This is a genomic window from Dyadobacter sp. 32 (assembly GCF_902506755.1).
Lineage (GTDB): Bacteria > Bacteroidota > Bacteroidia > Cytophagales > Spirosomataceae > Dyadobacter.
Genome location: NZ_LR735258.1, coordinates 79873 through 101032, shown reverse-complemented (window position 1 = coordinate 101032; position 21160 = coordinate 79873). Strand labels below are relative to the sequence as shown.

At 45.3% G+C, this 21160-nt stretch carries 17 protein-coding genes; 8 read left to right on the top strand and 9 right to left on the bottom strand.

The genetic code is table 11. The features are described from left to right. Positions 1-26 precede the first annotated feature (26 nt). The gene (locus tag DYADSP32_RS00355; RefSeq protein ID WP_149244557.1) at positions 27-419 is read right to left on the bottom strand and encodes a hypothetical protein; all 393 of its coding nucleotides are present in this window, start codon (positions 417-419) and stop codon (positions 27-29) included. Between the two features lie 3 nt (positions 420-422). Beyond that, positions 423-3017, bottom strand: a complete 2595-nt coding sequence (locus DYADSP32_RS00350; RefSeq protein ID WP_149244558.1) for a TonB-dependent receptor — start codon at positions 3015-3017, stop codon at positions 423-425. Between the two features lie 273 nt (positions 3018-3290). Between DYADSP32_RS00350 and DYADSP32_RS00345 the strand changes: the two genes are divergently transcribed. Continuing rightward, positions 3291-3587: a DUF3817 domain-containing protein gene (locus tag DYADSP32_RS00345; protein ID WP_149244559.1), complete on the top strand. Its 297-nt coding sequence runs from the start codon at positions 3291-3293 to the stop codon at positions 3585-3587. Positions 3588-3698: 111 nt separating this feature from the next. After that, positions 3699-5870 carry a carbohydrate binding family 9 domain-containing protein gene (locus DYADSP32_RS00340; protein ID WP_149244560.1) on the top strand — a complete coding sequence of 724 codons (2172 nt, stop codon included), beginning with the start codon at positions 3699-3701 and terminating at the stop codon, positions 5868-5870. Positions 5871-5965: 95 nt separating this feature from the next. On the opposite strand, the gene DYADSP32_RS00335 is transcribed toward DYADSP32_RS00340, so the two are convergent. Beyond that, entirely contained in the window at positions 5966-7264 is a 1299-nt protein-coding gene (locus DYADSP32_RS00335) for a leucine-rich repeat domain-containing protein (protein ID WP_414617390.1), read from the bottom strand. Between the two features lie 218 nt (positions 7265-7482). Further along, positions 7483-8457 (bottom strand): polyprenyl synthetase family protein, encoded by a 975-nt coding sequence (locus DYADSP32_RS00330; RefSeq protein ID WP_149244562.1) that lies wholly within the window; start codon positions 8455-8457, stop codon positions 7483-7485. Between the two features lie 342 nt (positions 8458-8799). Between DYADSP32_RS00330 and DYADSP32_RS00325 the strand changes: the two genes are divergently transcribed. Beyond that, positions 8800-9705 (top strand): patatin-like phospholipase family protein, encoded by a 906-nt coding sequence (locus DYADSP32_RS00325; protein WP_149244563.1) that lies wholly within the window; start codon positions 8800-8802, stop codon positions 9703-9705. A gap of 70 nt (positions 9706-9775) precedes the next feature. On the opposite strand, the gene DYADSP32_RS00320 is transcribed toward DYADSP32_RS00325, so the two are convergent. Beyond that, positions 9776-13087 (bottom strand): TonB-dependent receptor, encoded by a 3312-nt coding sequence (locus DYADSP32_RS00320; RefSeq protein WP_149244564.1) that lies wholly within the window; start codon positions 13085-13087, stop codon positions 9776-9778. 352 nt (positions 13088-13439) lie between these two features. Between DYADSP32_RS00320 and DYADSP32_RS00315 the strand changes: the two genes are divergently transcribed. Next, positions 13440-14213, top strand: coding sequence for an alpha/beta fold hydrolase (locus DYADSP32_RS00315; protein ID WP_149244565.1), 774 nt, complete (start codon positions 13440-13442; stop codon positions 14211-14213). Between the two features lie 213 nt (positions 14214-14426). Here the strand turns inward: DYADSP32_RS00315 and DYADSP32_RS00310 are convergent, their stop codons facing one another. The 3 genes from DYADSP32_RS00310 to DYADSP32_RS00300 all read right to left on the bottom strand — a co-directional run bounded on the left by DYADSP32_RS00310 (position 14427) and on the right by DYADSP32_RS00300 (position 17173). Beyond that, on the bottom strand, positions 14427-15359 hold the full coding sequence (locus DYADSP32_RS00310) for a glycerophosphodiester phosphodiesterase family protein (protein ID WP_149244566.1): 933 nt from the start codon (positions 15357-15359) through the stop codon (positions 14427-14429). Positions 15360-15675: 316 nt separating this feature from the next. Further along, positions 15676-16434 (bottom strand): acyl-ACP thioesterase domain-containing protein, encoded by a 759-nt coding sequence (locus DYADSP32_RS00305; RefSeq protein WP_149244567.1) that lies wholly within the window; start codon positions 16432-16434, stop codon positions 15676-15678. A gap of 283 nt (positions 16435-16717) precedes the next feature. Further along, the gene (locus DYADSP32_RS00300) at positions 16718-17173 is read right to left on the bottom strand and encodes a hypothetical protein (protein WP_149244568.1); all 456 of its coding nucleotides are present in this window, start codon (positions 17171-17173) and stop codon (positions 16718-16720) included. Between the two features lie 320 nt (positions 17174-17493). On the opposite strand from DYADSP32_RS00300, the gene DYADSP32_RS00295 reads away from it, so the two are divergent. Further along, positions 17494-17952: a hypothetical protein gene (locus DYADSP32_RS00295; protein WP_149244569.1), complete on the top strand. Its 459-nt coding sequence runs from the start codon at positions 17494-17496 to the stop codon at positions 17950-17952. After that, complete coding sequence (locus DYADSP32_RS00290) at positions 17936-18241, top strand: hypothetical protein (protein WP_149244570.1); 306 nt, start codon at positions 17936-17938, stop codon at positions 18239-18241. The genes DYADSP32_RS00295 and DYADSP32_RS00290 overlap by 17 nt, the downstream gene beginning before the upstream one ends. A 167-nt stretch (positions 18242-18408) precedes the next feature. Here the strand turns inward: DYADSP32_RS00290 and bla are convergent, their stop codons facing one another. After that, the gene (bla, locus tag DYADSP32_RS00285; RefSeq protein WP_149244571.1) at positions 18409-19149 is read right to left on the bottom strand and encodes a subclass B1 metallo-beta-lactamase; all 741 of its coding nucleotides are present in this window, start codon (positions 19147-19149) and stop codon (positions 18409-18411) included. 354 nt (positions 19150-19503) lie between these two features. On the opposite strand from bla, the gene DYADSP32_RS00280 reads away from it, so the two are divergent. Continuing rightward, positions 19504-20091, top strand: a complete 588-nt coding sequence (locus DYADSP32_RS00280) for a sigma-70 family RNA polymerase sigma factor (protein WP_149244572.1) — start codon at positions 19504-19506, stop codon at positions 20089-20091. 87 nt (positions 20092-20178) lie between these two features. After that, entirely contained in the window at positions 20179-21150 is a 972-nt protein-coding gene (locus tag DYADSP32_RS00275) for a FecR family protein (RefSeq protein ID WP_414617389.1), read from the top strand. Positions 21151-21160 lie beyond the last annotated feature (10 nt).

Sequence of the window (21160 nt, the reverse complement as noted above, 5' to 3'; positions counted from 1 at the left end):
AGAAAAGTGATGGGTCGGCCTGAAGATCAATCTCTACGATTTGCGGTAAACTTACTTTTGTAATAATCAATTTCCCTCCTGTAAACGCCGAAAGCTGTTTCTGAACACAGGATTTCAAGTTCCTCTAATCGCTTATCCGCCAGCTTCTCATCCAGCTGCCACAATGTACCGCTCAGATAGGATGCATTGTCCTCATCAAGCGTTGCCTGAAGCTTTTTTATTGAAGCAACCGGTTTCTCTAACCCCGGCAACTGTAGCAAGGCGTCCAACTGCCCAATACTAAAACGAAAACGATAAAGCGTTCCGGTTTCTCGCTTCATGGTATCGGCAACGGCAAATGTCTGAGTAAGTAATGTGCAGGGTTGCCCGTTGGCCAACCACGACATCAGCAAGAAAGAAGCTGCCAGCCAAAATCGCATACGCTAAAATTTCAATCCTACACGTGTAAAAAAGAAGGCGCCGTTACTGCCCATTTGTACCGGATCCCAGGCCCCGCCGCTTTCGGTAAGTGCAGGGACTTGCCTATCAGGGTACACGTTCAGAATGTTACTCCCACCTATGGCCAGCGACACACTTTCACTAAACTTATAACTGAAGGTCAGGTCTGCCTGTACTTTGGCTTTGTATATATCGGTGTATTGTACTTTTGTGTACGGTTTCATGGTTTCTTTATCCGTTTCACCTGCAAGCCAGTTGGCCAGCCTGATCTCTCCAAACCTAATGCCTCTGACCATCACACCGAACTTGCCCATGGTGTAGTCCAAAGTCAGGTTAACTTTCGAGGGCGGTGCCGATGCAAGTACAAAATGCCTTTCGCGTTGATTGAAATAGATGTCTTCTTTCCCCTCCAACAGCCTGACGGTGTTGATTGGCCCCAGATCCATCTGATTGACATTAGCTGCCAAGGTTGCATTGAATCTTCCAGAACCCAACGAGGTAGAATAGGCGACAACTGCATCGATTCCGGTAGTGGTGGTGTAGGATAGCGCATTGGTAAAAAACTGAGCCTGACCCACATTCAAGCTTCTGAGATAGGATCCAATCTGATCATCGTCTTCACTAAACTGCCCCGTCAACAAAACCCGGTCCCTAATTTTAACATAATACCCGTCTACGGTTATTGATAAGCCCGAAGTGGGCGTCAACGTAAAACCCACACTCGCATTTTGTGACGTTTCCTGTTTCAGCCTCGGAATACCTAATGTTCTGGTGACCACATGTAAATTATTGGCCAACAGCACTTCCACCGCCTGTCCATTCACAAAATTTGTAAATGTAGAATTGAAATATTTCTGAGCCAGTGACGGCGCTCGGAAGCCTGTACTTGCTGTCGCCCTGACTGTGGCCACGTCCCCCACTTTGATACGCGTTCCCAGTTTTCCGTTGATTGTCGTACCAAAATCGTCGTAACTTTCAAAACGGACTGCGGCATCAACGAGAACCTGTTTGGTTACATCGGCTTCCACATCCAGAAAGGCTCCTGCATTGATGCGTCCCTGGTTTACTACATCCTTTTCTCCAAATCCTGGAAATCCCTGCGAGCCGCCGGGCAGTTCGGGATCATAATTTCTCCAGGACATAAACTCTCCCTGAAAAATTTTATACCTCTCCGTACGATATTCGCCGCCAAACGCAATGTTCAGTCCGCTCATGACCCCTTTAAAAAACCGTGTTACGTTCAGATTGGATACATTCTGGGCCAACTGGAAACCACCTGCGTCAAAAGATGTTTTCGACAGTTCTCCAAAAGACCGGTTTAAAGAATTGTTTACAAAAAAGTGGAATTTGTTGAATCCATAAGTATTACTGAGATCAATATCCCACGATTTCCATACACCCCTCACCCCCACCGTAACGGCCCGATCATCAATTTTGCTTGAAATAATCGGATCAAATCCATTGGGATAAAGCTCCGGGATATTGCGGTCGTCATCACGAAAACGGGTCCAGGCGTATGCATCACCGTCTCTGCGGTTGAAACCACCAAAGCTGTACACCTGAAAATTCTGGCCCACTGGTATTTTGGCATTGTAATAGAGTGCAGCGTTTCCAATTCGCGGGTCGCCATATTCGCGGCGAACCAGGCCAGTAGTGTCCACCGTGTTGGCCCTGTTGGTATGATCACGGAAATTGTAATCCGCGGTAATATTCACAAAACCTTTTTTAGCTACTTTAAAACCATAGTTCACATTGGCGTTGTAATTCAGTCCGTCAAATTTTTTGTTGTCAAAACGATACTTTGCCTGGTAAATACCCGCATTCGCATTGACGGTAAGTTCTTCAACAGATTCTTTCAGCACAATGTTGATCACTCCTGCAATCGCATCCGAACCGTACTGGGCTGCTGCTCCGTCCCTCAGAATTTCTATCCGTTCTATGGCTGCGGCAGGAAATGCATTCAGGTCCGTCCCGGTATTCCCCCGCCCTCTTGAACCAAACAGGTTCACCAGGGAGGATTGGTGCCGGCGTTTCCCATTGATCAGCACCAGTGTCTGGTCCGGGCCCAACCCTCTTAACGAAGCCGGATCAACATGATCAGCACCATCGGATCCTGTTTGCCGGTTCGAATTAAAAGAGGGTGCGGCAAAGGTCAAAAGCTGGTTGACATCAAGTTGTCCTTGCTTAGCGGTTATTTCCTGAATATTGATGACATCAACAGGCGCTGGGGTGTCCGTAGCCGAGCGATTCATATTGCGGGAACCTACCACATTCACCTGCATGAGGTTTGTTGCATCGGTCATTTCAAAATTCTGAGTGCCTTGTCCATTGATCTGCCGCTCCACGCGGTTGTATCCGACGTAGGTGACAATCAGCGTGGCGTTGAAATTGTTGACGGTTAAGGTATACAAACCCTTTCCATCCGCCATCACACCATTATTTGTTCCCAGTTCGAGCACTGTGGCACCCACAAGCGGCGAGCCTTGTTCATCCGTGATTTTACCAGTCACTTTTAGCTTTTGTGCAAAAGCCGAAAACGTGGCCAGGAAGATCAGAAAAGTAAAGATTGATTTAGTCATCGATGGTGATTAGGTAATAAAGCAGTCGCAAAAATAAAGTAATAATAACCACGATTGTTCTTGTCTTCAATATTTTGCGTAACAATGGTTTACCTGCTGTAAATGAAATAATATAAAACGATCATTTACTATCATTTTTCAACCTTACCAAAGCAAACAGGCTCCCGCTCAACCCTTAGAGAAGATATTTAGAGATCATTCGTAACGTTGGCACTCACTCAGTTTGTATCTTTGCCTTGGAAAAATACCATCGCTCAACATTTCCGCTTGATCATGACCGATTTGCTTAAAACTTCTCTGGGACGTCTTCGTATAATCGCCTTCACCGAAGGCGTCTCATATCTCATATTGCTGGGTATAGCCATGCCACTTAAGTATATTGCCCATATGCCCGAAGCTGTGCGTGTGGTGGGTATGGCGCATGGTGTCCTGTTTGTGCTCTATGTTGTTTTACTGATTCAGGTGGCGATCGAAAGAAGCTGGTCCCTAAAAATTACATTTCTTGCTTTTGTTGCATCCCTCATTCCGTTCGGTACGTTTTATGCCGATGCCAAATGGTTCCGTGGCTGACGGGACTGTTTTGCCGAAAATAAATCATGACACGTCAGGAATTTTTGCTATTTCAAAACAGCATCCCTGACATACTATATTCCCTAAATCCATCAAAATAAACCTATTCACGTGGGCAAAAAACTTCTGCTTATACTTTTATCCATTGGCTTTTTCAGCCCCGGCTTTTCCCAGAAACCCAACGACCAATACAGATACCACATTCATGCTGCCACCTCCCCCATCCGACTGGATGGTGTAGCCGACGACCCGGCATGGGCCGACGCCGAAACAGCCACCCACTTCTACATGGTGACGCCTATGGACACCAGTTTTGCCAGGTGTAACACCGAGGTAAAAATGTCTTACGACAAGAACAACCTGTATATACTGGTGATCAACTACAAACCGGTGAAAGGTAGCCTGATCGTCGAATCTTTGAAAAGAGACTTTGTTTTTGGTAAAAATGACAACTTTCTGCTCTTCATGGATACCTTCGACGACCGTACCAATGGCTTTTCATTCGGAGCCAATGCAGCGGGCGCTCCCTGGGACGGGCAAATGGGTGATGGTGGTTCGGTGGATCTGAGCTGGGATAACAAGTGGATCAGTGAGGTCAAAAATGATGATGACAAGTGGGTGTGGGAAGCGGCCATTCCCTTTAAAAGTATCCGCTACAAATCGGGCATTACGGAGTGGGGAATCAACTTCAGCCGTCAGGATCTTACCGTTTCTGAAAAATCAGCCTGGGCGCCGGTACCCAGGCAGTTTCCTTCGGCAAGCCTTGCCTACACGGGTGTGCTGGTTTGGGATCAGCCACCACCAAACCCTGGTGCTAACATTTCGGTCATACCCTATTTTGCTACCAAAATGACACGGGACCAGCAAAACGACAAACCAACGAAAATCTCTCCCACTGTGGGAGGTGATGTCAAGATAGGGCTTACGCCGTCGCTCAACCTCGATCTGACCGTCAACCCCGACTTTTCGCAGGTGGATGTGGATGTGCAGCAAACCAATCTCAACCGGTTTGAGCTTTTCTTTCCGGAAAGGAGGCAGTTCTTTCTGGAGAATGCGGATCTTTTTGCCAACTTCGGTTATGCAAATCTTCGGCCATTCTTCTCCAGAAGAATCGGGCTAGGTGTTCCGATACAATTCGGTGCCCGAATGAGTGGGAAGCTGAACAAAAACTGGCGCATTGGCGCGCTGGACGTACAAACAGCCTCTCAGGATAGTCTTCCAAAAAATAACTACGCCGTTTTTGCGCTTCAAAGGCAGGTGCTGGCACGCTCCAATGTCCGCTTTATTTTCGTCAACAGAGATGTCGTTGGTTATTCACCAGAGAAAAATTTCAGAACCAATCGCTACAACCGTAATGTGGGGGCCGAGTTCAACCTGGCCAGTGCCAACAACCTCTGGACGGGTAAAATGATGTTTTTGAAATCTTTCACTCCGGGCAAAACGAGCGATGATTTTGTACACGCGGGCGATCTTAAATTCAGCAAGGCCAGCTTTTTCTGGCAGTGGCAGCACGAGTACGTAGGGGCCAACTACCATGCGGAAGTGGGCTATGTGCCTAACGTAACCCGTAACGGCTATTATAAAATCAACCCAACCATTGGGTATCTGTTTTTTGTAAAGTCTCCCAGTATCATCAGTCATGGCCCCAAGGTGGTCACCAACATGTATTGGGACAAGCAGCTTGACCTCAGCGACAGGGAAGTGACGGTAAGCTATAATATTAATTTCATCAACAGGGCAACCATTTCGGCCTATGCGGTCAACAATTACATCCGTCTGCTGCGGCCATTTGATCCTACCAACCTTGGGAAAGATCAGCTCGCAACCGGTACGGAACACAACTGGAACACCGCCGGACTGGAAATCGTGTCGGGACCACAGAATCACTTCACTTATACCCTGGCAGGCTTAACCGGCGGCTATTACCAAGGAGGACGAAGAACCAATCTCCGCACCGAACTTGGGTACCGTATTCAGCCCTTTGTAGCGATCACCATGGCGGCCAATTACAACGACATTCACCTGACAGCCCCCTGGAATCGCACGCAGCTGTGGCTTTTCGGCCCCAAGGTGGATGTTACATTCCGGAACAACCTGTTTTTGACCACCTATCTGCAATACAACAATCAGGCGGAAAATGTAAACCTGAACGCCCGGCTTCAATGGCGCTATAAGCCGGCCTCGGATCTTTTCATCGTTTACACGGACAACTATCTACCTGAGAATTTTATGGTTAAAAACCGGGCTTTGGTGTTGAAGTTTACGTATTGGTGGAATCTCTAGGGGCATGGGGCGTAGGGCATGGGGCATGGGGAGCTGGGACGCTATAGCATCATTACGCCCGGCCTGTTTTGGGAAAACCGGGCCGGGCGTTGGTACTAGTGAAACACCTCAATATTCCGGCTTTTCAGATTATCCAGCTGGCTTGCGTAGGTGACGTCAGGCCTATCTTCGATAAATGGATTGCCTCTCAGAAATAACTTATCCAAATGTCGGATTTCGAGTAGCTGTTTCGGGAATTCCAGAAAATTATTGGCTGAGAGTTCCAGCTCCTCTAAATGGGGAAACGCGGTGATCTCTTTAGGAAAATCGGTAAACCAATTATAACCCAGATCCAGAATTCTCATTTCCTTTAATTTACCGATGCTTTTCGGAAGTTTGCTCAGATGATTGTGATGAGCATACAGGGTATGCACTCTTTTCAGCTTGTGCAATTTATCGGGAAGTTCTTTCAACTCATTGTTCGAAACAGCCAGATGGGTAAGTTTCCTTAATTTCATTACACCCTTGGGCAGCGTTGTCAGTTTATTGTAGTATAGATCAAGTACTTCCAGTCGTTTCATCTTCCTGATACCTGACGGAAGTACGACAATATTTCCTTTGTAAAAGTTGAGATCCTTCACCCGTCTCATTCGCCGGAAGCTCGAGTTGGTAAGCTGGCTGAGTTGATTTCCACCCAGCCAGAGCGTTGTGAGCTGTTTACAACTACCCACTGCCGGGATATTTCGCAGCAAATTTTCATTCAGATTTAAAATTTTCAGGGTTTTGTTCTTCGAGATTTTAAACTTATCCTCCGTAATCTGATTCCCCTGCAAATGAAGCTGAGACAACCTGGGAAGTTTGGAAAGATCCAGATCTACCTCAGTGATGCTGTTTTTGCCCAGATAGAGTTCTTCCATATTCGGAAAACGATATACAACCTGCGGAATTTCTTTAAGGCCCAGATCATTAAAAAACAGCCTTTTTATACTCAGCGTATCCACAAACGCTAATGCCTGCTTCACATCAGTCAGCGAACTATCGGCTTTGCGCACTTCTCTGGGTGCTTTAAATTTCCCGATTCCCATTTGAAAAGTTCTATGAAAAGGGATGCCCGGCTCCGGAGCCTTGTATTTCGCCATTTGCACCGCAAATGCATACTTAAATTTGTTTGCCAGGGAATCCTTATTGTAATTCTGTGCGTAGAACAATTCAAAAATAACCTGTTCAACAATCCCCTGCTCACCGACCATGCCTTCAAAATACAGGGCAATGCCGTTTTCAGGTGTCCGGGGAAAGACCATTTTGATCACACTGTCCATCCGCGCATGAAGCGATTGCTGATTTTTTATGCTGAAATGATCGGTTTTATATTTTTTGACCAATGCATCACGCTCAGGGGCCGGCACCTCAGCCATTAAACGAATGTTCTGCGCCGCAGCACGGCAACAAGTTAGGGCAAGCAAACAAATGATTAAACATCTCATGACATGTCGGATCTGGATGAACAAATGAACAACTATAAAGTTAGTCAAATGTAACTAAAAATTTAGTCAACACATGATACCAACTTATATATTTGCTTAAAAATTATTCACCCGGCCTGCCTTAGATGCCACTCAGATCCTTTATAGGTCTATTTGGTTCGTTCGATGGTATACTGAACGAGATGCTCGAGCGAGGTACGATAGGGAGAATCTTCAAATTCATGGAGAAGTGTCCGAGCCTCGCTCACATATTGCTCCATCACCTCCTGCGCATAGGCCAGGCCACCTGAATCTTTTACATAGTTGATCACCTCTGTCACTTTTTTAGGCTTGTGACTTTCATTGCGGATGATGTTGATGATTTTTCGCTTTTCCAGCCAGCCTGATTTATTGAGTGCATAAATCAGCGGGAGTGTCATTTTTTTTTCTTTGATATCAATCCCAAGCGGTTTTCCAATCTCCTCCGCCCCGTAGTCAAACAGATCGTCTTTGATCTGAAATGCCATACCTACCTTTTCCCCAAATGCATGCATACGCTTGACCACCTCGGGTGTGGCACCCACCGAGCAGGCACCTACCGCGCAGCAGGAAGCAATGAGCGAGGCCGTTTTCTGCCGGATAATCTGATAGTAAACCTCCTCCGTGATATCCAGCCTGCGCGCTTTTTCTATTTGTAAAAGCTCTCCCTCACTCAGCTCCCGCACCGCCGTGGAGACAATTTTAAGGAGATCGAACTCCTCATAGTCCACCGAAAGCAGCAATCCCCGCGACAGCAGGTAATCTCCCACGAGAACGGCGATTTTATTCTTCCACAAAGCATTGACTGAAAAAAATCCGCGCCGATAAGACGAATCGTCCACGACGTCGTCATGTACCAGGGTGGCGGTGTGCAACAGTTCGATGAGCGCTCCCCCCCTATAGGTTGATTCGGAAATAGCTCCGCAAACACCAGCAGAAAGAAATACAAACATGGGCCTCAACTGCTTTCCCTTGCGACGCACGATGTAATTCATGATCTGATCCAGAAGCATCACGTCACTCTTCATAAATTGACGAAATTTCAGCTCGAAAGCCTTCATTTCATCGGCAATGGGCATTTGAATTTCCTTTATTGAAAGGGTCATATTATGCACAGGGACCATTTCCCCAAATATAGTAAAGCAGATGGAGCGTTGCCTGGGGTTTGACTTGAAACAGGACTTTATTCCACTCCATTCTTCAAATTTGTAATAAAATCTTCTGTTTATACCTATTTTAGAATGAAAATGTTTAGAATTGGAGAAAATTGGAAGTCGGAAAGTTAAGATCTCGAAACCCAAGCGGCCATGATCGTTGACCATTCGAGTGATTTCCAGTCCGACAGTTCAATAGCAATGGTTAGTGGCTGCTTGCCGATAGCCCATTTATTAATAGCCTAAAGCAAATAGCCGACAGCCGATTGCCCAAAGCTGATAGTCCAATAATATATGAGAGCACTCGTCCTAGGAGGCGGATCAATGAAAGGAGCCTTTCAGGTAGGCGTGATTCAGGCAGTACTGGAAAATGGCTTTCAACCCGAAATGATATATGGTATTTCCGTTGGCGCATTAAATTCCACATTTCTCACCCACGAAGCCGGACGGCAGCAGCAGGATAGCGGCCAGGTTCGCTGGGAGCTTGCGAGTCGAAAATTACTGGAATTCTGGGTTAAAAACATTACCCATCCCTACGACATATCTACACTTCGCTCGCGGGTATCGCTGGGTGTGAGTACCCTCATGAGCCGTTTCGAAGGGCTTCTGGACACAACGCCTCTTCACAACCTCATCAGCCGGAATATCGATATAAACCTGCTCCGGGAGGCCACGATAAAGCTCAAAGTAGGCACCGTTAATATTGAAAGTGGTGAAATGAAGTACGTCACGCCGGATAACAAACATTTTCTGGATTACGTACGGGCGAGCTCGTCCATTCCGATGCTCATGCCTGCGATAGAGATTGACGACGACCTTTATCTTGATGGAAGTCTGAGAGAAGTACTTCCCATACGCCAGGCCATTGAGGACGGCGCAACCGAAATTGTCCTGATTGCCTGTCACTCCCCACACCTTTACCAGCCCGAAGGCATCAATGCCCGTAACCTGATCACCCTCATTGAGCGAATCCGTGATATTACGATCAATGAAGTGGCCAACAGCAATATCATCTGGGCGGAGTCGGCCGTAGACCGTGCCATTCTGCGGGGCAAAGAAATGAAATTAACGGTCATCCGGCCTGCATCACCGCTTATACTGGACTTGCAGCACTTCACCCCCGAAGATATTTCGAGACTCATCGTAGAAGGATATAAGACGGGCATGGAGACACTGCGAAAGGCGGAGATGGTGGGGTAAGTGACTCAAAACGAAAAAAGGCGATTCGGGTGAATGTCCCAAATCGCCTTTTTTCGTAAGTCATTAGTTGTTAGAAACTATAACGCAGGCCTAACTGCATATTCCAGGTATTCGCGGTATTGAACGCGTTCCTGTAAGGTGTTGTCGGCAACTTGGTCACACCATCTTTTGTAACAGTCGGCATTTTGAAGGTTGGAACACCAGTCGCACTCACTGCTGAAACGTCAAGCAAGGCATAATTAAACTGTGACCCTGCATCCAATTCTTGTCTCACACCCCACGCAGAGTTAATAAGATTCCCCACGTTCATGATATCCAGACTGATCTGAAGCGAATTACGTTTCTTGCCAATGTTGGTGAATATATCCTGAACCAGTTTGAAGTCAAAACGATTCAACCATGGAAGCAAACCAGCGTTACGGTCAATATAACCACCTTTGGCTGCTTTCAACTCTGGGGTACTATTAACAAGCCTGTCGAAAGCTGCACGCTGTTCCTCGGCTGAAGCGGCAAACGTAACTGCACCAGAAGAATTTTTCAATTCAATATTAGCGAAGTTCAACTCAGAACCACTGTTGGGAATATAAAGAAGGTCTAAGCTAACACCATCTCTGTTTAAATCGCCGTTGGTTGTATAAGAGAAACGACCTGCATTTTGTCCCTGATAAAATAACGAAACTGTGGTTGCCAGGTGATTCGCATACTCAATTCTGTAAGAAACATTTCCAACCAGACGGTGAGGAATACCATACTGTGATTGTCCGAGCAATTGCTCGTTAGGATCATTGATGGAATAGTTGTTAGACCAAGCCGAGTTTGCAGCAGAACCAGGGTTACCACTGATATCTTTAGCACTCGTATAGTTATAGAACAACGATCCGTAAAATCCTTTTCGCGCTGGAAGGGTCAAACCTGCAGAAAAAGCCATTGATTCGCCTTTCTTCGTGTTGCTTAGAACGGGCACAACAGCACCGGTTGCTGTGTTGTAGGTAGCATTTGCGGCCCCATTCCAGAAGTCACGATTGTCTCCGGCGTAATTCATTTTACCCGCAGCAGGTTTCCGGTTGGCATTGAACTGATAAGTTGCATTGATATCCTTTGTGTAGATGTAATCAAAACTTGCAATTAAAGGAGTACCAGGAATTTTGTAGTCCGCGCCAATATTTGACCTCCAAACCTGAGGCATTTTAAATTCCTTGTCGATTAGCGCAACAGTTCCAGGAGCAGAAGCTCCGGCTTGCTGCGGGAATTGTTCAGGCAATTGCTTCACCCAGTACATCGGATCCGCATTCAGACCGGTAATTTTAGCTAAAGTAGCCGCATTTACAGGTTCATACGTGTTCTGAAGGACACCAGAGTTAGATGGCTGATTGGTAAAATATACGAATGGGATTAAACCTGTAAAAATACCTGTTCCACCACGAAGCTGTAATGAACGATCACCAAAAACATCATAATTGACACCTAAACGAGGCGAGAACAAAGGTTTTGACTTAGGCCAGGTTTTGGTAGAAAAAGATGTTTCCTTACCATCCTTATCCAATAGTTTAAGATTATCAATGGCAGGATTGTGTAACGGATCATCCAGGAAAATTGGAAGGTCAGCACGCAGTCCAAGGGTAACATTCAGCTTATCGCTCACAGCATATTTGTCCTGAAGATAAATACCGGCCATACCGAACTTAACTTCGGCCCATGTGTCGTTCTGCAACGGGTAGGTTATACCAAAAACGCTCGGTGCCTTTGCCGTTAGGAAGTCCTGAACCGAGTTGAAGCGGTAGTATGAAGTGCCAAGACGTGTATAACTGTTCAGGAACTGCATGATCTCGAAACTTGCCCCTGCCGTAATCGTATGCTTCCCGGAGAGATAAGTGATGTTGTTCAAGAATGTATAGTTATTGTTTTTCATACCGTTATTGTATGAAAAAAGCTCCGTTCCAAAACTCATGTAGTTCTTCCCACCTTCCCAGATATCAACAAAAGGGAAAAGTGAGCCGGGAGTTGACCGCAAGGACTCTACGTAAGAATAAGTGGCGAGAAACTGGTTTGACAGTTTAGATGTCAAACTGCTGTTTAACTCTGCTGTCAAAGATCTTACAACGTTTCTTTGCGCATAGTTTGCATTTTCAAAGGCGATGGATTCACTGCTGATACGGTTTGTTCCGGATCTTGGATTAGGACCTGACGCCGAATTAGTAGCCTGATCACTTGTACCCACAACCTGATTGTACCGAACAGTAAACTTGTTCTTATCATTAATGTTCCAGTCCAGGCGAGCCAAAAACTTGGTGCTTTCGTTGGTATATTCGTTGGCGTAGTTTTCGTAAGCTCCCGGATCGTATCCGTATTTGCTTTTCAAAAGTGAACTGACTGCATCGAGGTCTGCTGCGGTTGTACGGGCTACGTTACTGCCGCTTTGCCCGCGGTTTGCCACCCAGATATTTCCAGGATAAACATATTTTTCGTGCTCGAAATTACCAAAGAAGAAAAGCTTATTTTTGATAATAGCTCCGCCAAGACGAGCTCCGTAAATCTGGTTGGATGACTTAGCAGCCTTTGGCAGATCAAGACCGTCTACTTTTGTACCATTGAAGCTCTGGTCGCGGTAAAAACCGTAAACGGATCCGGTCAGTTCATTGGTACCACTCCTTGTAACTGCATTTACACCAGCACCGGTAAACCCCGTTTGCCGAACGTCATAAGGAGCAATATTTACCTGTACTTCCTGAATGGCGTCCAGAGAAATGGGCTGTGCGTCGCCACCTGGCAAGAGATCACTGCTCAATCCAAAACCATTATTCAACACAGCACCATCGACACGAACACTATTCAGACGACCATCTCTACCTCCGAAGCTTGTTCCGTTAGCTTGTGGTGTCAACCTCGTAAAATCGGTCAAACTACGGCTGATTGTCGGCAATGTAGTCAACTGCCGGGCGTTGATATTTGTAGCTGCGCCGGTTTTTTCCGAGTCAAATACTCCCCCACGCCCCGAACTCACTACGACTTCGCTAAGCTGCGTACCTTCATCGGTTAACTTGAAACTTACCACAGAAGTAGATCCAAGATCAGCTGATATGTCAGACTTCGTTTGTGGATTAAACCCAACAAATGAAACGGTAATCGAATAGGGGCCTCCGATGCGTACTACCGGAAAATTGTACCGGCCGGTTTCATTAGTTGTAGTACCATATTTCGTACCCGATGGAATGTGAACAGCCACAACAGAAGCGCCTGGCAACTCCTCACCCTTGGTGTCTGTAACTTGGCCACTGATGGTGGACGATGTCACCTGAGCCAACACATCTCCGCCCACAAACGACAAAGAAAAAACGAACAACGAAGTAATCGCTGCCCGAAAAAGTAGACTTTTTCCAGTCATAAAATTTGTTGATTTGATTAATAAAATTAGTCGGGTCATCCAGCCTTTGGATTGATTTTACCGTAAAATAAAATCTTTTTAAGTTCTTATCCAACGGTCACAATCCTACTAAAATACTATACTACTCTTTATAACTGCCTGATTTGTTGGAATAATGCATTTTACTAAATTAATAATAACACATTTAGCACATTATCTTTTTGTTAATTTTATCCCACGATTATTTTTCCCGTTACCGATTATCCTGCCTTACTTTGCAATAATGACAATGAAGTAGTTCAAACCATGCAAAGGCACCGTTAACAGCCAGCACGTAATTGCGTTTTCAGAAAAAATTTACACCAGATAAATAATGATTTTAAATTTTAAAAAAATCGGTGACTCCGGTCAACCGCTTGTTGTTTTGCACGGCGTTTTTGGGTTTCTGGACAATTGGTTAACGATAAGCAAATCCATTGCAGACCAAGGCTATATCCTTTATCTGGTAGATCAAAGGAATCATGGAAGGTCACCCCATCAGGAGCCGATGGACTACCCTACTTTTTCAGCGGATCTGAGGGAATTTTTGGAACAACAAAACCTGAAGAACCCCCACCTGCTCGGACATTCGATGGGCGGAAAAACGGTGATGCAATATGCGGCAGATTACCCCGGCACCTTCAACAAGCTGGTTGTTGTGGACATTGGCCCAAAGGCCTACCCCATTAACCATACCAATATCCTCAAGGGCCTTAACGCCATACCCATCGATGAGATAAGCAGCAGGAATGAGGCAGATGAAGTGCTGGCACAATATGAACCCATACCGCCCGTTCGACAGTTTCTGCTAAAAAATTTATATAGAAAAGATGAGGGTGGTTTCGGATGGCGGTTCAACCTTCCCGTGCTTACATCCAGTATGCCCAAGGTGGGCGTCGCGACCCAGTATCATGCACCGATCAATAATCCCACCTTATTTATCAGAGGAGAAAAGTCCGATTACATTCAGGACGACGACTGGGAGGACATCCGGAAAATATTTCCAAACGCAGAACTGGAAACCATTGCCAACGCAGGCCACTGGATCCACGCCGAACAGCCACAAGCTTTTACGAAGTGTCTGGTTGCGTTTTTGAAGAAGGTGTGAAATGTGACAAGAGGCCGCCTTGCCGATGTGAGATGTGCCTGCGGAAGTGAGATGTGGGATGATGCGTTTAATTGTTTATTGTCGACCGATTGAAGAGTCATATGTGGTGGCTTGGCAATAGGAAGAGTCGTGAATTACAATTACCGGGCTAACCCTGAACCAAGTGGCCAGCCACAACAATTCATCAATATTGGACTGGCTTACTACGTGTAATTACAATTTGCCAAAAAACTTCTTCTTCGGACTACTCCTTTTGATCAGATCCCTGATCGCTTCCGCCGCTTCAATCGGATAGTCCGTTTCAAGAATAGAAGCCCCGTCCTGAACGATGGACTTATAGGCGGCCTGTCGGCCTGCTGGACTTGGTAGCTTGTCATAGGACGATGCAGCTGAGATCATACACATCGCACCCTTTTTGTTTATTAAGGCATACAATTCCTGATTGTCCGCTTTGACCTTTGGACCAATGTAGGCGATAAGCTGCGAGAATGGGATTCCTGCTTTTTCGTAATCTTCAAATTCCTTTTTTGTTTTAATAAAAGTCGAAAACATCCGATCCTGGTTCTCATTCAGATAGAAGCGCGCCTCAGCAGGATTATGCACGGTCAACATGACAAAGGCATCTGCCTTGTGTTTGCGGATCAGGGCTGCAGTCATGGCGAGCGGAACATCTTTATGGTCCAGATTGAGAATGGTTTTTCCCCTGGCCCACTCAATTACTTCTGCGAGGGTGGGAATACTGTACGCAGTCACCTGCCCATCAGCGTCTTTCAATCTGATTTGTTTCAATTCCTCAAAAGTATAATCTGCCAATTTACCTGTACCCGTTGTGGTGCGATCCAGCGTAGCATCGTGCATGAGCACTATCACACTGTCTTTGGTCAGCCTGGGGTCTATTTCAAAAAAAGCGGGTGTATGCTTCAGCGTGTTTTCAAAAGTGGCAATTGAATTCTCGGGAAACCCTTTCACCATACCACCCCGATGGCCGGCTATGAGCATGATATCGTTGCCGGTATACCTAAAAAACGCATGCAGGTCTTTAGCCGATCTGAGCCTCAGCACATTCATCTGGGCATTGGCCTCTCCAACATTTCCAACGATCAATAGCAGCACAAAGAATAACCTCAGGAATGATATATCTGGCATAAAAAATTATTTTAAATGTAAAATCACCATTCATACGTCACACCGAAACCTAAAAAATACTCTGGATAAAAAAAGCGAATGATCAACCTTTCGCAAAATTAGGACTTTCTATTGATCAGGACGGATGAATCACAAAGCCAACTAATATTTAAAGAAAAGTTAATATACTATACCGGTCACAACAGGGACGTACTTCCATTCGGGGAGATATAACGATTGGTACGAGCTTGGATTAAAAGGTTTTACTTCCGCCCGGTCACATCTCACATCCGCCCGGCGACCCGGTCACATCTCACACATCCGCCCGGAGGCCCGGTCACATTGCTGCCACCCATTCACTTACTGCAATCACAATAGCCTCTCCACGTTCATTGCTTAAACGATGTATCAGGAGGTTGTCGCTCAACGGCTCACAGCAAGACAGAACAAGTTCACCAGGCATACATTCGGACTTAAAGGTAATGTCTACACTATTGCAAAGGTTTTCGATCAAAAAAACGGCTGGCAAAGGTTCCAGAAGCCATTGAAAATACACGCTGTTGTTCACATGCCGATTCTGATCAATTTCGTTATGCCGTGCTGCAACGGTTGTCTGGTATCGCCATTGTACCGGTAAAGTTGGGTATTTCTTGCTGGCCCGTGGCAAGGCGATCAGTTTATGAAAAGCCTCAAAAGTGCGCTTTAATTCCACAGAAGGCACTGTTAGTTTTCGTGCGTTGAGGTCAAAAACAAGCCAGGAAGACGAGGCCGAAACCAGTAGATTGCCGGAGTCATCCAGTACCCGGTAGTCCCGATACACATATACACGCTCTTCCCCGGATGGATTGGTGGTGACTGTAATTGTTTCGGGAATTTCGGGCCAGCGGTGAACCTGTATATGCATGCGGTGTAGCACCCACGAAAATCCGCTCAACATAAGCTCGGCCACGCCCACACCCAGCTCGGCGGCGTGCCGGTCGGCGGCATCCTGAAGATAGTTGGCAAGGGAATATAAAGACAAATGACCTGTCCTGTCGGCTTCGTAGTTTCGTACGCGATAGGTTTCCGTATGGATCAGTGGCAGGTCGGGGTTCATGCTGCTAAGTTAAACTTAAATCTGTTCTTCTGACCAACCCGGAAGAGAACAACCAACGAAAGTCAGAATAACTTTTTTCTGCTATCTGAGTCCTACACCCCTATGTTAACTTGCGTATTTTTTGGTGGTGCAAAAACAATACTTTGCCACTTTCCCGAATATCACCTTCGGTTTAACTTTAAACACAGAACTTGATCTTTTCCCTTAGGTTCACTTTGGTGATTCAAATTAAACAAACCAGTTCCCGCTAATGTTTAGAACAAAATCTCAGGACTTACCATTTTCACTTGCGGATACTCAGCGACGTACTCCCGCCGGGTTGCCCGTTTAGCTTATAGCTTTCCAGTGCATTAAATGAGTCGTTACACATAAAACCTGTGTTACAGGATTTTCGGGTGACCACAAAATCGGATATGGCAAAAACCATTCCGGTACCGGACATTACAATCTGATAGTCAAAGTCAACCGTAAGCTTATTGACCAGCCTGACAACCTTAAAATCCGCCGTGCTGTAGAAATTAGGCGTAACAGAGATTGCACTGTCGATTGCCCTTGCAAAACCTGTATTTTTATTAAACCGTCTGACAACCACCGTATCAAGTTCATTATCAGTGAAATTGTAAAACTGGATCTGATCCATATCATCGGCACCGATGCAATACTCTTTGGTGCAGCACGAATCCAAAAAAACGGAACTGGCAATGAGGCTTACTAAGGCAAAAAGGCGGATTACTTTCATGTTTTGGCTAATTTTGAATAAAGAAAAAATTAAGTGATTCACGGCAACTACGTTCATCATGGTTGTACCCGACCGTTTTATGCACGCTGAGATAATATCCAGAAGTCGCCAGAACCCGGGCTTTACCCTTATTGATACCCCTGTAATTCCTCATACATCATTCTGCGACGCTTGTTGCCTCACAGGCATCCATTGATAACCTTTCGCACTGGTGCCATCCGAGGTAAAAACCTCACTAAAATTCATTTAAATAATATTAAGTCAACTTAGCCGTTACAAAAAACGATAAGCAACTCTAACTCCTCACTAAAATCAGTACGATGAAAGCATCTACTTACCTTATCGCCGCGATTTGCGGCTTACTATTCAGCTGTAAAAAAGACCAGATTGAGACCAGGCAGCCAGTTACTACTTCGGAGATTTTAAAAGGGCATATCTCGCTTTTTGATGACGAAGACAATTTGTTGACAGGACAGGGAAGTGTAAAGGTCTCGGTAGAAAACGCTGACCCGATGGTCACCGTTACAGCCAATGATAAAGGAGAATTTGAATTACCAAAACTAAAAACCACAGGCACTGTTGCACTGGTTTATTCCAAGGACGGATTTGGTATTTACAAACAATATTTCAACCAGACACAGCTAGATAGTGTCGAAAAAGGTATAATCTCATTGGGCGCGAGTATGAAAAAAATAAGTCCGGTTGTTGTAAATTCCCTCACAGGTAAAGTTGTAGGCGACACATTGGAAGTGACTTGCAACCGTGTCGTTCAGTGCTGATAAAAATCAAAAATTCATTCGGTTCTTTCGTCAGAGCAATGACCCCAATGTTTCCCCCGATCTAATTTCCTCTCTGATAAGGGATGTGTCAGGCGCACTTAAAGTAAAAAATGGAGATAATCATTTCAAATTCAGCATTTCCGAGGTAAAAGAATGTAGCAAGTACGTCTCAGGAGATATGGTCTATATGAAAGCCTTTGGAGACGTAAGTTTTCTATATCTATATACCGACGTTCCTTCTCAGAAACGGTTTTTCCAGCTACTAACCGAAATGGGAAGGATGATGTAATTTCATTCAGGATTCGCTAGGTGAATAAAGCATATCGTTACTGAAAAAGCCCAACATACAGACTGTCGGGCTTTTTTTATGTATCAAAACCATTCCGAAGAGTGTTGGATTACATCTTACCTGTGAAATTATTGGTAAACAGACATCAGCTAAGCCAGACTGAAAGATCACTTTTTCGGCTCAAACAACTTAATCGTATAGTCGAGCAACTCCACAGCTCCTAATTTCCCATGACCCGGTACCACTACCTGCGTGTCCGGATACTTTGCCTTAATCTTGCTAACCGTTGCGGACCATTCATTTACGTTTGCATCTCCCAGATAACCTTTTGAAGCGTTCATTTCTTTGATCAGGCACCCGCCAAACATTACCTTTTCGCTGGGAAAATAACCTATCACATTGTGTCGGGTATGCCCCTCTCCATTATAATCGACAATCACTTTCTTACCACCCAATTTGAGCTCAAGCAGACCGTCAAAACCCTTCTCAGGGACAGGATATTTTCTGGCACGAGCCGAATCAATGGTTCCTTTGGAGGCGTAAGAGGGAATGCCAAGCCTGTGAAAGGCATTAAGCCCACCCAGACAATCTTCATGAAAGTGGGTAGGGACCACAGCTACCACTTTACCCCGCAAACTATCCCTGACCCATCCGATCAACTCGGCCGAGGTTGAATCGTCGATAGGCGTATCAAATACAACCGCTTCGCCTTTATTCAAAAAGATTATTCCATTACATGGGACTCTGCCAAAGCTTTCGGTCTGAAGATAGGTAATATGCTGGTAAACATTGTCTTTCACCTTCCGTATTTCAATCCGATCGGAGGTGTAGCCTTTATCGGAAACTTTGGCCGATTTACAGCCAATGAGGAGAAGTGCAAAGCATAATAGTCCAAACTGCCGTAGCATAGAAGTTTTACTTTTGAGTAGACGACACGTATACATTTAAACGCAATAATAAGATATTATGGATCAATTTACTCATCGTACCACCGTTTTTTCCAGGTATAATTCACCAGCATAGAATTTATCATGCGGGAAGCGGAAAAGATTGCCAGGAGATTCCAATATTCCCAACCGAGGCAAAACAAAATTTTGCTATTAAGCAATCTCATAAAACATTCGCTTTACAATATGGTAAATGTAAAAATATAAATGTAGATTTACGGGTACGTACCCGATTCGCCAGATACTTACGGTTACTGAACCAGACCAACAGGTAAACCGGGATTTCAAAGGCTGCGAAGGTTTTTTGTACATACTATGGCAAATATCTCTCTTACCCGCGAGGAACATATCAGTTTATGGAATAGCTTCCGTAACGGTGATCATGATGCCTTTAGCAGGATATATGAAATCTTCACTGCTGATCTTTACCGATATGGCTATAACCTGGTTCGAAACAAACAAATGGTGGAGGATTGCTTGCATGAACTGTTTTTATACCTGCACCACAAAAAGAGTAAACTGGGCGCTACCGATAACATCCGGTTTTATCTGTACCGTGCGCTTCGTCACAGATTACTGGATGCGCTGGACAAACGGAAAAGATATGATGCCACCGCAGACATCCTTGAACTTCCAGAATTTACCGTCCAGCCTTTTGAATCCCTATTAATAGAAGACCAATTGCGCATCCGCCAGAAAGAAATGGTGCTGAACGAGCTGGACAAGCTACCCAAAAGACAAAAAGAAATACTATATCTTGTTTATTTAAAAGGACTCACATATCAGGAAACGTCTGAAGTCATGGAAATTTCTATGAAGAGTGTTTACAATACGGTGAATATTGCGCTGGGATCACTTAAGAAATATGTCCAATCCGCCTTTCTGCGCGAAGATGTTCACTGAGGCCTCTGCTTTCAGGATTAATACTTTGCTCCAAACCGGGAAAATTGAGAGAAAATCCCTTTTACGCTAAACTACGATTACTGATCAATGACCTATTCGAATTTTGTTGCTGAGGACTTTTGCAGGGATGCTTACTTCATCCAGTGGGCAACCTCCCCAAACCCGGAATCTGAAAGGTTTTGGCGATCCTTTACTGATAGTCATCCGGACAAAGTGCATGAAGTGCAACTTGCATTGGAATTCATTAAAATGATGCGTTTTAAGGAGACAGAACCAGCAGAGGCGGATCTGGCTGCATTAAGGGAACGCATCTGGAACGATCTCTACGAACCGTCTCAAAGTGTTAAAACCTTTGGAATATGGCGTTACGCTGCAGCAGCGTCGGTTGTTTTCGGCCTTTTTTTGGGTTCATGGTTTATCATCCAAAACCGAGCCCCAACGAGCTATCACACTGATTTCGGGCAGATTACTGAACTCATCCTGGCCGACGGATCCCGGGTAACTCTCAATGCCAAATCAGAATTACAAGTCAGCAAGGATCTGGGGAAAACCGATGTCCGCGAAGTATGGCTGAATGGGGAAGCATTTTTTGAAATAGCAAAGCGAGATCATTCAAAATTCGTGGTACATACCCAGCAAACTCAGGTGGAGGTTCTGGGAACTGAATTCAATGTAAACACCCGGCGCAGCCAAACCCAGGTAGTTCTGGCAGCAGGCAAAGTACGACTCGTGTCCGGTCAAAGCCCGGCATTGGTGATGAAGCCCGGTGAGATGGCCACCGTACGTGACGAAAAGGTTCAGATCCGTAGCGTAAGCCCTAACCACTATGACGCCTGGAAACAATTCTTTCTGGTAATGGACGACAAACCCGTATCGGAGATCGTTAATGTAATTCAGGAATCCTATGGTATTCAACTTCGGTTTGAAGATCCCGCCCTGCTTCATAAAAAATTATCAGGGAAACTTTTGGTGAAAGATCCTGACGACTTTCTCGAAAACCTTTCTACCATTCTACAGACAGAATTAATCAAAACCCAGGACGGGTATTTATTCCGATAAATCCACCGAT

Bases quoted from the DNA above. Each gene is read 5' to 3' on its own strand.
- DYADSP32_RS00320 (WP_149244564.1), bottom strand. From the start codon at position 13,087: ATGACTGGAAAAAGTCTACTTTTTCGGGCAGCGATTACTTCGTTGTTC.
- DYADSP32_RS00305 (WP_149244567.1), bottom strand. From the start codon at position 16,434: ATGAACCCCGACCTGCCACTGATCCATACGGAAACCTATCGCGTACGA.
- DYADSP32_RS00325 (WP_149244563.1), top strand. From the start codon at position 8,800: ATGAGAGCACTCGTCCTAGGAGGCGGATCAATGAAAGGAGCCTTTCAG.
- DYADSP32_RS00300 (WP_149244568.1), bottom strand. From the start codon at position 17,173: ATGAAAGTAATCCGCCTTTTTGCCTTAGTAAGCCTCATTGCCAGTTCC.
- DYADSP32_RS00355 (WP_149244557.1), bottom strand. From the start codon at position 419: ATGCGATTTTGGCTGGCAGCTTCTTTCTTGCTGATGTCGTGGTTGGCC.
- DYADSP32_RS00275 (WP_414617389.1), top strand. From the start codon at position 20,179: ATGACCTATTCGAATTTTGTTGCTGAGGACTTTTGCAGGGATGCTTAC.
- DYADSP32_RS00280 (WP_149244572.1), top strand. From the start codon at position 19,504: ATGGCAAATATCTCTCTTACCCGCGAGGAACATATCAGTTTATGGAAT.
- DYADSP32_RS00310 (WP_149244566.1), bottom strand. From the start codon at position 15,359: ATGCCAGATATATCATTCCTGAGGTTATTCTTTGTGCTGCTATTGATC.
- DYADSP32_RS00315 (WP_149244565.1), top strand. From the start codon at position 13,440: ATGATTTTAAATTTTAAAAAAATCGGTGACTCCGGTCAACCGCTTGTT.
- DYADSP32_RS00345 (WP_149244559.1), top strand. From the start codon at position 3,291: ATGACCGATTTGCTTAAAACTTCTCTGGGACGTCTTCGTATAATCGCC.
- DYADSP32_RS00335 (WP_414617390.1), bottom strand. From the start codon at position 7,264: ATGGCTGAGGTGCCGGCCCCTGAGCGTGATGCATTGGTCAAAAAATAT.
- DYADSP32_RS00350 (WP_149244558.1), bottom strand. From the start codon at position 3,017: ATGACTAAATCAATCTTTACTTTTCTGATCTTCCTGGCCACGTTTTCG.
- bla (WP_149244571.1), bottom strand. From the start codon at position 19,149: ATGCTACGGCAGTTTGGACTATTATGCTTTGCACTTCTCCTCATTGGC.
- DYADSP32_RS00295 (WP_149244569.1), top strand. From the start codon at position 17,494: ATGAAAGCATCTACTTACCTTATCGCCGCGATTTGCGGCTTACTATTC.
- DYADSP32_RS00330 (WP_149244562.1), bottom strand. From the start codon at position 8,457: ATGACCCTTTCAATAAAGGAAATTCAAATGCCCATTGCCGATGAAATG.